The organism is Pseudomonas sp. GM74 (assembly GCF_000282455.1).
In the GTDB taxonomy this organism is placed as follows: domain Bacteria; phylum Pseudomonadota; class Gammaproteobacteria; order Pseudomonadales; family Pseudomonadaceae; genus Aquipseudomonas.
The window spans coordinates 34848-47150 of sequence record NZ_AKJG01000011.1; the positions used below are offsets into that span (position 1 = coordinate 34848).

11 protein-coding genes are annotated in these 12303 nt (G+C 60.6%); 7 read left to right on the forward strand and 4 right to left on the reverse strand.

Translation table 11 applies throughout. The annotated features are described in order from the left end of the window. Nucleotides 1–75: 75 nt before the first annotated feature. A complete protein-coding gene (gene yrfG / locus PMI34_RS23815) occupies nt 76–738 on the forward strand; it encodes a GMP/IMP nucleotidase (RefSeq protein ID WP_008046608.1) in 663 nt (220 codons plus the stop codon). A 128-nt stretch (nt 739–866) separates the two neighbouring features. Here the strand turns inward: yrfG and lysM are convergent, their stop codons facing one another. Then, a complete protein-coding gene (gene lysM, locus PMI34_RS23810; RefSeq protein ID WP_008046609.1) occupies nt 867–1307 on the reverse strand; it encodes a peptidoglycan-binding protein LysM in 441 nt (146 codons plus the stop codon). A 128-nt stretch (nt 1308–1435) separates the two neighbouring features. Between lysM and PMI34_RS23805 the strand changes: the two genes are divergently transcribed. From PMI34_RS23805 to PMI34_RS23790, 4 genes are all read left to right on the forward strand, one after another. Then, the gene (locus PMI34_RS23805) at nt 1436–2323 is read left to right on the forward strand and encodes a LysR family transcriptional regulator (RefSeq protein ID WP_008046611.1); all 888 of its coding nucleotides are present in this window, start codon (nt 1436–1438) and stop codon (nt 2321–2323) included. A gap of 92 nt (nt 2324–2415) precedes the next feature. Continuing rightward, nucleotides 2416–3270, forward strand: coding sequence for a formate dehydrogenase accessory sulfurtransferase FdhD (gene fdhD / locus PMI34_RS23800; protein WP_008046613.1), 855 nt, complete (start codon nt 2416–2418; stop codon nt 3268–3270). Continuing rightward, nucleotides 3267–5615 (forward strand): FdhF/YdeP family oxidoreductase, encoded by a 2349-nt coding sequence (locus tag PMI34_RS23795; protein WP_008046616.1) that lies wholly within the window; start codon nt 3267–3269, stop codon nt 5613–5615. The genes fdhD and PMI34_RS23795 overlap by 4 nt, the downstream gene beginning before the upstream one ends. Before the next feature lie 354 nt (nt 5616–5969). Beyond that, entirely contained in the window at nt 5970–6458 is a 489-nt protein-coding gene (locus PMI34_RS23790) for a glycine zipper domain-containing protein (protein WP_008046617.1), read from the forward strand. Nucleotides 6459–6524: 66 nt separating this feature from the next. Here the strand turns inward: PMI34_RS23790 and PMI34_RS23785 are convergent, their stop codons facing one another. The 3 genes from PMI34_RS23785 to PMI34_RS23775 form a co-directional block, all read right to left on the reverse strand. Next, the gene (locus PMI34_RS23785; RefSeq protein ID WP_007972849.1) at nt 6525–6947 is read right to left on the reverse strand and encodes an acyl-CoA thioesterase; all 423 of its coding nucleotides are present in this window, start codon (nt 6945–6947) and stop codon (nt 6525–6527) included. Nucleotides 6948–7121: 174 nt separating this feature from the next. Further along, the gene (locus PMI34_RS23780; RefSeq protein WP_008046620.1) at nt 7122–8348 is read right to left on the reverse strand and encodes a 3-hydroxyacyl-CoA dehydrogenase; all 1227 of its coding nucleotides are present in this window, start codon (nt 8346–8348) and stop codon (nt 7122–7124) included. Between the two features lie 230 nt (nt 8349–8578). Continuing rightward, on the reverse strand, nt 8579–10513 hold the full coding sequence (locus PMI34_RS23775) for a RecQ family ATP-dependent DNA helicase (RefSeq protein ID WP_008046622.1): 1935 nt from the start codon (nt 10511–10513) through the stop codon (nt 8579–8581). A gap of 263 nt (nt 10514–10776) precedes the next feature. Between PMI34_RS23775 and PMI34_RS23770 the strand changes: the two genes are divergently transcribed. Next, nucleotides 10777–11628 carry a S8 family peptidase gene (locus PMI34_RS23770; RefSeq protein WP_008046624.1) on the forward strand — a complete coding sequence of 284 codons (852 nt, stop codon included), beginning with the start codon at nt 10777–10779 and terminating at the stop codon, nt 11626–11628. Between the two features lie 410 nt (nt 11629–12038). Next, nucleotides 12039–12303 (forward strand): hypothetical protein (locus PMI34_RS23765; protein WP_008046632.1); only part of this gene is annotated, 265 nt, incomplete at its 3' end.

Sequence of the window (12303 nt, forward strand, 5' to 3'; positions counted from 1 at the left end):
GCGTGAACGCGCTACTATAACGCGGCTTTCCCGATTGTTTACGCCAGAAATCTTTCTACTGCCCGAGACGTTGCCATGCCTTCATTACCCTGGTCCGACATCGATACCGTTCTGCTGGACATGGACGGCACGCTGCTGGACCTGCATTTCGACAACCACTTCTGGCTGGAACACCTGCCCCAGCGTTACGCCGAACTGCACGGGGTCAGCCGGGCCATGGCCGAGATGGAGCTGCAGCCTTTGTTCGAACGCAATGCCGGCCAGTTGCAGTGGTACTGCCTGGATTTCTGGAGCGCCGAACTGAAACTGTCGGTGCGCGACCTGAAACTGGAAACCGCGCACCTGATCGCCCTGCGCCCGGATGCCGACACCTTTCTGGCGGCGATCAAACGGGCCGGCAAGCGCGTGGTGCTGATCACCAATGCCCATCGGGATGCGCTGTCGTTGAAGCTGGAAAAAATCGAACTGGCGCCCTACTTCGAACGCTTGATCAGTTCCCATGACTACGGCTTCCCCAAGGAAAACCCGCAATTCTGGGATGCGCTGCAAGCCGATATCGATTTCGATCCTGCGCGAAGCCTTTTCATCGACGACACCTTGCCGATCCTGCGCAGTGCACGGGACTTTGGCGTGGCGCATTTGCTGGCCGTGCGCGAGCCGGACAGCCGCAAGGGGCCGAAGGACACGGCGGAGTTTGCGGCGGTCGGGGATTATCGGGATTTGATTGCGGGGCTTTGATACCGAGGCGCCTGCTTCGCGGGCAAGCCACGCTCCCACAGGATCTGAGCCGTTCACAAAGGATGCGAACGACGCAGCTCCTGTGGGAGCGTGGCTTGCCCGCGATGACCATCACGCGGTTTGACGACTTACTCAGGAATCCGCAACGACTGCCCCGGATAGATCTTGTTCACATCTTTGAGCATCGGCTTGTTGGCCTCAAAGATCTTGTTGTACAGGTTGGCATTGCCATACACACGCAGGGAAATCGCGCTGAGGGTATCGCCCTTCTCGACCACCACAAACTTTGCGGCCACGGCCACCGGCCCGGTCACAGTAATCTGATCATCCACACTGCCAACCCCGGCGATGTTGCCCACCGCCAGCAGGATCTTTTCCTTCTCTTCCTGGCTCGCCACTTCACCGGTCACCGTGACCTTGTCGCCATCGACCGTCGCCTGCACATTCGGGTTGCCCAGGCCGACCTTGCTGATGTGCGCCTTCAACTGCTCACTGGCGTTGGCGTTGCCTGGCGTCAGCAAATCCAGCAGTTTTTCGCCTGCTTCCTTCACAAAGCTCAAAAGACTCATGGTGCACTCTCCTTGGGTTTCGGGTTCCAGACGTCAAAGCCTAGACCACGGTCGTCACCTGCGAATCCAACCCGACCAATGACCCCGCTTGCGATAGAATCCGCACCTTCCCAACCCCAGGAGCGCAGATGGACATCAAGCAGCTGAAATTCCTCATCGCGCTCGACGAAACCCGCCATTTCGGCCAGGCCGCCGCCCGCTGCCACATCACCCAGCCGACCCTGTCCATGCGCCTGCGCAGCCTCGAAGAAGAACTCGACCTGCCGCTGGTCAATCGCGGCCAGCGCTTCGAAGGCTTCACCGCGCCGGGCGAGCGGGTGCTGGCCTGGGCGCGCACGGTATTGGCGGCCTACGACGGCTTGTACGCCGAGGCGGCCGCCTGTCGCGGCAATCTGGTCGGCACCTTGCGCCTGGGTGTAGTGCCGTTGTCGAGCTTCGATCCGCTGCCACTGCTGCAACGCTTGCACGCCGAACACCCGAACCTGCGCTTCGAACTCTCGGCACTGAGTTCGGAGCAAATCCTCGAGCAACTGGCGAACAATCGCCTGGATCTCGGCGTGTCATACCTGGAACGCCTCGACACCGAACATTTCGACTCCCTGGCCTTCAGCGAAACCCGCATGGGTCTGCTCTACGATCAACGCTTCTTCACCTTTGGCGAGGCGCCGCTGAGTTGGGAATCCTTGATCGAACTGCCGCTGGGCATGCTCACCAGCGGCATGCACTTTCGCCAGTCCATCGACCACAACTTCCACAGCCGTGGCCTGACCCCGCAGCCGTTGTTGCAGACCGATGCCGTGCATCAACTGTTACAAGCGGTGCACGGCGGCTTGTGTTGCGCCGTGATGCCATTGGAAGGTGGCCTCGAAGGCCTGACCGAGCATTTGCGCCTGCAACCGATCGAAAACGCCCAGACCCTTGGCCGCCTGGGGCTGATCATGCGTCGCAGCGCGCCACGCTCGGCGCTGGCAGAAGCCTGTTTTGCCCTCTATCAACAATCGCTGATCGGTGCTTGATCGACGGTGTCTATCGGCAGATCAGTATTAGCGATTAGACGCGACAAGTTGTCACGCCTAGTCTTAAAGCTGATCAATCCGTCGGTGATGCCATGAACACCAAGCGCCCAGCCTGCGCGGCGCCTGCCCTCGAAACGCCCGCACCCGCCGCCAGCCAGACCTACAGCTACTGCAACCTGCGCCGTACCGAAACCGATAGCGCCGAATCGGCCAGCACCGCGCTGGCCGAGGAAGTCGCGCTGGCGATTGCCTTCAACGGCATCAGTCAGGCGGTCATGCTGGTGACGCCCACGGATCTGGAGGACTTCATTGTCGGCTTCAGCCTGGGCAGCGGCATCATCCAGGACGCCACGGACATCTACGACCTGCAGCTCAGCGGCTCGGGTTCGGCGCAATACGCGCAAGTGACCATCGCCAACCGCGCGTTCTGGAACCTCAAGCAGCAGCGTCGGCAACTGGCCGGCACCAGCGGTTGCGGGCTCTGTGGCGTGGAAGCGGTCGAGCAGGCGTTGCCAGACCTTCAGGTATTGCCCGGTGCCCCGTTGCCGCCGGTCGAATGGCTCGATGGCCTGCGCGAGCGCATCGGCGCCTTCCAGCCCTTGGGCCAACATTGTGGCGCCGTACATGCGGCGGTGTTCATGAACGACAAAGGCGAGTTGCTGCTCGGCCGCGAAGACATTGGCCGACACAACGCCCTCGACAAGCTGATCGGCGGATTGATCCGGCAAAAAATCCCGACCGCTGGCGGCCTGGCGATTGTCACCAGCCGCTGCAGCCTCGAATTGATCCAGAAAGTATTGCGCGCCGGCATCCAGACCCTGGTCAGCCTGTCGTCGCCCACGGGCCTTGCCGTGCAATGGGCCCGTCGCCACAACCTCAATCTCATCCATCTGCCACAGAAGAATGCACCGCGGGTCTACAGCCCAACGTTGGAGAATCAAGCGTGAGTCAACACCGTCAAGCCGACCAGAAACCCGTCCCTCGCTTCAAGCCCTACAAAGGCCCGGCCGGTGGCTGGGGGGCATTGATCAGCGTGGCCCAGGCCTGGTTGACCAGCGACAACGCGCTGAAGAACCTGCGCATCATGCTCAAGACCAACCAGAACGGTGGCTTCGACTGCCCAGGCTGCGCCTGGGGCGATTCTCCGGAAAAGGGCATGGTGATGTTCTGCGAGAACGGCGCCAAGGCGGTGAACTGGGAAGCGACCAAACGCCGTGTCGATGCCGGATTCTTCGCCAAACACAGCGTCACGTCCTTGCTGGAGCAAAGCGACTATTGGCTCGAATACCAGGGCCGCCTGACCGAACCGATGAGCTACGACGCCGAGACCGATCGCTACCAGCCGATCAGTTGGGACGACGCGTTCGCGCTGATCGCCAAACACCTGAACGGCCTGTCGAGCCCCGATCAGGCCGAGTTCTACACCTCGGGCCGGGCGAGCAACGAAGCGGCATACCTCTATCAGCTGTTCGTACGCGCTTATGGCACCAACAATTTCCCTGACTGCTCGAACATGTGCCACGAGGCCAGCGGTGTCGCGTTGTCGCAAAGCGTCGGGGTCGGCAAAGGCACCGTGACCTTCGACGACTTCGAACACGCCGATGCGATTTTCGTCTGGGGTCAGAACCCTGGCACCAACCACCCACGGATGCTCGAACCGCTGCGCGAAGCGGTGAAGCGAGGCGCGCAAGTGGTGTGCATCAACCCGCTGAAAGAACGGGGCCTGGAGCGTTTCCAGCACCCGCAGCACGCGCTCGAAATGCTCACCAACGGCGACAAGCCGACCAACACCGCGTTCTTCCGCCCGGCCCTGGGTGGCGACATGGCGATCATGCGCGGCATGGCGAAATTCCTCCTGCTGTGGGAGCGCGACGCGCAGAAAACCGGTACCCCGGCGGTGTTCGACCACGATTTCCTCAACGAACACAGCGTCAACGTGCTGGATTACCTGGCCGTCATCGACGACACCCCGTGGGAGCAGATCGTCGAGCAGTCCGGCCTGAGCCTGGTGGAAATCGAGCAAGCGGCACGCATGTACGTCAAGGGCAAGAACGTCATCATGTGCTGGGCCATGGGCATCACCCAGCACCGCCACTCGGTGGCGACCATCCAGGAAATCGCCAACCTGATGCTGCTACGCGGCAACATCGGCCGGTCGGGCGCCGGTCTGTGCCCGGTGCGTGGCCACAGCAACGTGCAGGGCGACCGGACCATGGGCATCAACGAACGCCCTCCTGCCGCGTTCCTCGATGCCCTGGAGCGTCGCTTCCAGTTCAAGGTGCCACGCGGCAACGGCCACAACGTGGTCGAGGCGATTCACGCCATGGCTGAAGGACGGGCAAAAGTCTTCATCGGTCTGGGCGGCAACTTCGCCCAAGCCACGCCGGACAGCCCGCGCACGTTCCAGGCCCTGCGAAACTGCGACCTGACCGTGCAGATCAGCACCAAGCTCAACCGCAGCCATTTGACCCACGGCAAGGACGCGCTGATCCTGCCGTGCCTGGGCCGCACCGACATCGATATCCAGACCGAAGGCCCGCAAGCAATCACCGTCGAAGACTCGTTCAGCATGGTCCACGCCTCCAATGGCCAGCTACAGCCGCTGTCGGACCGGATGCGCTCGGAACCGGCGATCCTGGCCGGCATCGCTGCCGCGACCCTGGGCAGCCACCCGGTGGACTGGAACTGGCTGGTGGCCGACTACAGCCGCATCCGCGACCTCATCGCCGAGACCATTCCCGGCTTCAAGGACTTCAACGAGAAGGTCAAGAACCCTGGCGGCTTCTACCTGGGCAACAGTGCCGGCACACGCAAGTGGAGCACCGCCTCGGGCCGGGCCAATTTCCGCTCGAACGCGCTGCCCAAAGACCTGGTGCACGAACGCACCCGGGCCACCGGTGTGCTGCCGGACCTGATCATGCAGTCGATGCGGTCCCACGATCAGTACAACACCACCATCTATGGCCTCAACGACCGTTATCGCGGCGTGAAGGGACAGCGGGACGTGTTGTTCGTCAACGAAGCCGACATCATTCGCCTGGGCTTCAAGCCGGGGCAAAAGGCCGACATCGTTTCGCTCTGGGACGATGGTGTTGAACGTCGGGTGAAAGGCTTCACGCTGTTGGCGTTTGATATCCCGGCCGGGCAAGCGGCGGCCTACTATCCGGAAGTGAACCCCTTGGTGCCGCTGGAAAGCACCGGCGATGGCAGCCATACACCGACATCGAAGTTCGTGGCGATCCGGTTGGAAGCGGCGAGCGAGACCGGTCTGATCATGGCCAGGTCTGCATAACACGTCGTCTGAACTGGCCCCATCGCGAGCAAGCTCGCTCCCACAGTGATTTCAGTCGAACGCAGACTTTGTGAACAACAGAAAAAACCTGTGGGAGCGAGCTTGCTCGCGATGGGGCCAGACCAATCACCAAAAACTCCGGACCCTGCACTTTCCTTTCGCCCACAAAAAAGGCCGTTCTCTCATGAAAACGGCCTTTGCGAAGTAGTAAAAGACCTGCAGAAAAACGTTAAGTTCCGCCCAAAAAACAGTAACTTGCAATATTGTATACAGGTCGTGTTATTCGTCGGATTTCGATTGTCACGCCCATTCCAGAGCCTCAGGATCGCGCCGTCATCCCCTTGAGGTTCCTCCATGAAGTTCTCCTCGATTCTCTTGTTGTCCCTTGGCCTGGTCAGCGGTATCGCGTCTGCTGGCGGCACCACCGAAGCCGGTGTAGGCGGCGCATTGGGCGGGGTTCTAGGCTCGGTCGTCGGTCAGTCGTTAGGCGGCAGTACAGGTTCCACCATCGGCGCAGCCCTGGGTGGCGCGGGTGGTAGCGCCGTCGGCGCAAACAAACACAGCCGTGGCGAAGCAGCCCTTGGCGGTGCGTTGGGTGCAGCGGGCGGTAACGTGGTCGGCCGCAGCATGGGCGGCACCACTGGCAGCCTGATCGGCGCTGCAGCAGGCGGCGGCGCCGGTGGCGCGCTGGGTAACTACATGGGCAAAGAGTACGATGATGACGACGGCGATCGTCGTTCGTATCGCGGCCATGACGATCGTCGCTACTACCGTGACGGCCATCCGGGTCGCGGTCATGCCTATGGCCATCGCAAACACCACCACAAGCACTACCGTGACTAAGGCCTCGAGCGCCTCGCTGGTGAGTACAACAAAAATCGCAGCCCAAGGGCTGCGATTTTTTTTGCCTTACTGAACCACCAGACGCTCCAGCGCCCCGCGCAATCCGGCAGGAATCGCCACGGGTTGATTCGACGCACGATCGACAAACACATGCACAAAGCGCCCCGCCGCGCAGGCCTCGTCTTCCCCTTGCTTGAACACGGCCAGTTCGTATTGCACCGAGCTGTTGCCCAACTTGCCCACCCGCAGACCGATCTCGATACGGTCCGGGAAGGCAATGGAAGCAAAGTAATCACAGGAAGAACTCACCACGAACCCCACCACCTCACCGTCATGGATATCCAGGCCGCCGACTTCGATCAGGTAAGTGTTCACCGCCGTATCGAAGAAGCTGTAGTAGGTCACGTTGTTGACGTGACCGTAGGCGTCGTTGTCGTGCCAACGGGTGGTGATGGGCTGGAAGTGGGGGTAGTCGGTGCGTTGGGGCATCAGCGTTGATTCCTGGAGTTGGTTCGCCAAGTCTAAGGCGAAAACCGCGTTATCGTTTTTCGCGAACAAGCCCGCTCCCACATTGGATATCGGTCGTACACAATCTGTGCTCGCTGAAGATCAAATGTGGGAGCGGGCTTGCTCGCGAAGGCGCCCTGACGGGCGCCACATCCGTCACTTGTCAGCAAACCCCTTGCCAGCCGCCGCCAACTCTCCAATCAACCGCGCCGGGTTCCAGTGATCGCCCTGACGCGTCTCAAGGTCCATCAGGCGCCGATGGATATCCGCCAGCCCTTGTTGATCCGCCCAGGCCATCGGCCCGCCCTTGTCCGCCGGGAAACCGTAACCATTGAGGTAGACCAGATCGATATCCCGAGCCGACCCGGCAATGCCTTCCTGCAGGATCTTCGCGCCTTCGTTGACCAGTGCCAGCAAGCAGCGCTCGAGAATCTCCTCCGGGCCGATCTCACGGCGCTGGAACCCCAGTTCCTCACTGACTTGAAGCACCAGTGCATCGACCTGCGGATCGTGTTCGGCCTGACGACTGCCCGGTTCATAGTGGTAAAAGCCGTTGCCACTTTTCTGGCCGAAACGTCCCTGCTCACACAAACGGTTATCCACCTGGACCTCCGGCGCATCCTGCCCGATGCCGGATAGCTGGCGCGAGCGCCATTGCAGGTCAACGCCCACCACGTCGAACATGCGGAACGGCCCCATGGCGAAACCGAAGCCTTGCAGCGCTGCGTCCACCTGATACGGATAAGCGCCTTCCAGCAGCATTTTTCGCGCTTCGAGCACATAGGTGTTGAGCATGCGGTTGCCGATGAAACCGTCGCAATTGCCCGACACCACACTGACCTTGCCCATGCGCTGGCCGAGCGCCAGTGCCGCATCGAGGACTGCCGGTGCCGTCTGTGCGCCACGGACGATTTCCAGCAGCTTCATGATGTGCGCCGGGCTGAAGAAGTGCAGGCCCAGGACCTGCTGCGGACGCCCCGTAACCGCAGCAATGGCGTCGATGTCCAGCGCCGACGTATTGCTCGCCAGAATCGCTTCAGGCTTGAGCAGGCCATCGAGCTCGCGGAAGATTTTCTGCTTGAGCTCAAGGTTTTCGTACACCGCTTCGATGACCAGGTCGACATCGCGAATGGCCACATAACCTTCTGCCGCCGTAACGCGCGCCACACGGGCATCGGCTTCGCTCTGATCAATACGACCCTGGCGCACGTTGTGGGCGTAGGTGTCCGCCACGGTGGCCAGCGCTTGCTCCAGCATTTGCGGATTGTTGTCGACCCACTGCACGGCCACTCCGGCGTTGGCCAGGCACATGACAATGCCACGGCCCATGGTGCCCGCGCCGATGACGGCAGCGCGCTGAATATTCGACGGTGTCTGGCTCATGTTTTGTTCTCTTGTTGGCGATCCGAAGACAGCCACCACCATAGTCAGCCACCGGTTTTTTTTGAAATTTATTCCTGTGATGAGCAACATTCAGCGGATGGATGTAGCACTGCCAGCCCCTGAGATCCCTGTGGGAGCGGGCTTGCTCGCGAAAGCGGTGGGTCAGTCACCATCACTGCCAATTGATGGATCGCCTTCGCGAGCAAGCCCGCTCCCACAATGGATACGGTTCAGCCTGCCAGATGTTGCTCGGCCCAGCTGCGCACCTCGGCATACGGATAATCTTCCAGCGCCGCAAACCCCGAAATCGACCGCGCCTTGAGCTTGGTAAACAACGGCACGCTGATCCCGCACAGAAACCGTGTCACCCGTTCAGCCGAGGGCAGGTTGCCCGTGTGCTGCTCGTGCCTGTGGATAAAACCGCCACACAGCGCCTCGAAATTTTTATCCACAAGGGCCGGAAGCTCCGGTGGTGCCGGTAGCCGCGCCACTTGCCCATGACACACCGAACAATGCCCGCATCGCTGCGGTGCATCGTGGTCACCGAAATACTCGGCCAGGCGATAACCCAGGCAACGGTCGGTGGCGAACAGGTCCAGCATCGCGTGAATCCGCGCGACCTCGGTGCGCTCATGCCGAGTGAAACAGCCGTGCAGTTCCTCGCTCAACGCGACGTTGTCGAACCCGTTTTGCAGCACGCTGTAGACCTCGGTCATCTGCTTGCTTTCCAGCTCCACCCAGCCCTTCTCCTGGAAATAATCCAGCGCCTTGACCACTCGACTGCGTTCGGCCTGATGCTGCTCGTGCAACGCCTCGAAATTCACCGTGGCCCAGGTCCGGGCTCGGCTTGAGGTCTGGATGATCGCAGCGACAAAATCCCTGCGCTCGCCTTCAAAATGCGCCAATAGCACCTCGGGCTCTTGCACATACTTGAAACGGTACTCGGCGTAGTACGCGTAGCGCGGGGCGATCAGCCCGCGCAATTCGAGTTGCACCAGCAAGGTCTTGAGCGGTAACTGACGAATGTTGCTCTGATCGGCCAACGGCCCCAGCAGAAACTCCCACTGCCCTTCGGGTGCTGCGGCAAGCATCTCGTCCAGCACGCAACGGATGCCATCGAGCTCGGGGGTGTCGCCGTAGACGAAGTTCTCCAGCACGTTGAGGCTGTCGCGATTGGCCAACACCAGGCAGTCCGACGGCTGCCCGTCACGCCCGGCGCGGCCGATTTCCTGGCTGTAGTTTTCGATGGATTTTGGCAGGTCGAAATGCACCACGTTGCGGATGTCGCTCTTGTCGATGCCCATGCCGAAAGCGATGGTGGCGACGATGCAATTGGACTGCCCGCCCATGAATCGACGCTGGATCGCTTCCCGTTGCTCATGGGGCAACCCGGCGTGATAAGCCTCGGCCTGAATGCCGTTGCGGTTCAGGTGTTCGGCGATGTGCTCGGCAGTTTTTTGCAAGGTCACATAGACGATGCTCGGCTGGTCCGGACGCTGGCTCATCCACTCGACCAGACGCCTGCGCTTGTCCGCTCCGCGAACCGGCTCCACCAGTAAATTGAGGTTCGGGCGATAGAAACCGGTGGTCACCACATCGTCGGCGGCGATGGCGAATTTCGCCTGCATGTCGGCGATGACCTTGGGCGTCGCCGTTGCGGTCAACAGCAATACCTGCGGAATGTTGAACTGGCGTTGATAGTCGGGAAGTTTGAGGTAGTCCGGGCGAAAGTTATGCCCCCATTCGGAAATGCAGTGCGCCTCGTCCACCACCAGCAGCGAGATCGGCACTTGCTGCAAAAAATGCCGGAAGCGCTCGTTCTTCAGGCGCTCCACGGAGATCATCAAAATCTTCAACTCGCCGGATTTTGCCCGGGCCATGACGTCGCTGGCGTCATCGCGGCTCTGGGCCGAATCGATACTGCCCGCCGAGATGCCATGGCGTTGCAGAAACGCCAGTTGATCCTGCATCAACGCCAGCAGCGGCGAGACCACCAGCGTCAGGTGCGGCAGCAACAGCGCCGGCAATTGGTAGCAAAGGGACTTGCCGGAACCGGTGGGGAAAATCGCCGCCGCCGAGCGCCCCGCCAGCACAGCACTGACGGCCGCCTCCTGACCGGGTCGAAACTGTGGATAACCGAAAACCTGTTCCAGGGTGTTGTGCATAAGCTGTCACTCCGTTGACTGCTGCGGAGTCAAAAGCCTGGCCGGCGATTGCAGCGAGTCAAGAAAAGGTCGGGGGCGAAAATGATAGGGGATGATACAGCGTCCCAACCCACCGATCCCTGGCCATAGGTTGAAACACAGGAGGCACTTTGCCCACTGATCTTGGCCTTACATCAGCCGGTATGGTTTACCTCCATCGACTTCCGCCAAGTATCCATCATGCAGGTAGCGTGAGATACGCGGATCTTTATCAAGGAACGACCATGCCCCCAAACAGCAGCCTGCCGGCGTTTCGAGGAAGGCTCCGTGATCCGGGTTTTGACCATGTCGAGAATCAGGTCGGCACTTTTGATCGGGTCGGCCACGGCACCCAGATGGCCGGCATCCTCGCAGCCAACAAGGATGATCAGGGCATGCACGGCGTCGCGTTCAACGCCCAGCTGATCCCCTATCGCTTCGGCGACGATAACGAACCCTTTTTCTTCGACGGTGAAATCGCTCAGTCCTGGCAAGCAGGTTTCGACAAGGGCGCGCGCATCCTCAACAACTCGTGGGCCAACGCCATTCCTGCGACCGAAATCAACGAGGCGCGTTACAAGCAAGTCATGCCGCAATCACTGGTGACCGCGCGGAAACTGGTTGAGGACGGCGCCGTATTTGTTTTCCCTACCGGCAATGAACTGAAACGAGAACCCTTGGCTGAACCCGGCTTACCTGTCGCCATACCCGAACTGGAAAAAGGCTGGATCGCAGTGGTTGCGTTGAAAAACGACGGCAGCGCCATCAATGCCAAATCCAACTATTGTGGCGTGGCGGCAGCCTGGTGCATTGCTGTACCGGGTGGCGACTCCGGTGCAGGGCAAGGCCTGCTGACCACCAACAGGGATGGCACCTACACCCAGATGGCTGGCACCTCGCCTGCTGCGGCGTTGGTCAGCGGAGCATTGGCGGCATTGCAAAGTCGTTACCCCGAGCTCACTGCGCAGCAAGTGCGCGAGCGTCTGCTGGCAACGGCGAACCGGACTGGCCTCTATGCCAACAGTGAAGCGTACGGTAGAGGATTGATGGATCTGGAAGCAGCCTCGCGCCAAGCGCCAAAGGTCATGACCGAGTAAGTCTGTATGGGTCGTTCGGCAGCGTCGAGATAACCTCACCAGTCTGAACCACCCACACGACTCAAGCCCCTTGTGGGAGCAGGCTTGCTCCGGGCGGCGCTCCGACGAAGGGGCCAGCACAGCCACTGTAAAACTCGAAACACCCGACATTGTCCGAGGCACCCTTTACCGAGATTTACTGCGAAACGGCTGAGAACGCTGTAAGCATTTTTACCTCTCGCCATTTCACGTTGAAAACCCACCAACAACCCGTAGTCCCCTTCCTCCAAATATGACAAAACCCTTACAAAGCCTGTCGATCTCAGCCGTCTTGCCCCCCAACGCCATACCCTCCTATAGTTTCCTGCGCGGCTGAAAACAGTGTCTCGGCCTGCCGGGAACACTTGCCGATTTCGCACAGGACCCACTTAATGAAAAACTCCGACTCACTGACAGCCCGCTACCACCCGCTAAAGACCCGCTACAGCGAAACCCCCGTGCTGGTCATCGATACCGAGGCCGACCCCTTCGAGATCCTCGACGCCGCCCGACAACGCATCCGCGCCGCCAGCGACTTGCTCGAAACCCTTTACTGCACCTGTTTCAAACAGGCCGAAGCGAGCGACATCCCCAATATCGTCGGCGCCCTATACCTGCTGACCCAGGACGGCAACTGTAGTGGTCTAATGAAACCGG

Excerpts from the sequence above, each read along its gene's own strand:
- lysM (WP_008046609.1), bottom strand. The coding sequence starts at position 1,307 with ATGAGTCTTTTGAGCTTTGTGAAGGAAGCAGGCGAAAAACTGCTGGAT.
- PMI34_RS23775 (WP_008046622.1), bottom strand. The coding sequence starts at position 10,513 with ATGCACAACACCCTGGAACAGGTTTTCGGTTATCCACAGTTTCGACCC.
- yrfG (WP_008046608.1), top strand. The coding sequence starts at position 76 with ATGCCTTCATTACCCTGGTCCGACATCGATACCGTTCTGCTGGACATG.
- PMI34_RS23770 (WP_008046624.1), top strand. The coding sequence starts at position 10,777 with ATGCCCCCAAACAGCAGCCTGCCGGCGTTTCGAGGAAGGCTCCGTGAT.
- PMI34_RS23790 (WP_008046617.1), top strand. The coding sequence starts at position 5,970 with ATGAAGTTCTCCTCGATTCTCTTGTTGTCCCTTGGCCTGGTCAGCGGT.
- fdhD (WP_008046613.1), top strand. The coding sequence starts at position 2,416 with ATGAACACCAAGCGCCCAGCCTGCGCGGCGCCTGCCCTCGAAACGCCC.
- PMI34_RS23780 (WP_008046620.1), bottom strand. The coding sequence starts at position 8,348 with ATGAGCCAGACACCGTCGAATATTCAGCGCGCTGCCGTCATCGGCGCG.
- PMI34_RS23785 (WP_007972849.1), bottom strand. The coding sequence starts at position 6,947 with ATGCCCCAACGCACCGACTACCCCCACTTCCAGCCCATCACCACCCGT.
- PMI34_RS23805 (WP_008046611.1), top strand. The coding sequence starts at position 1,436 with ATGGACATCAAGCAGCTGAAATTCCTCATCGCGCTCGACGAAACCCGC.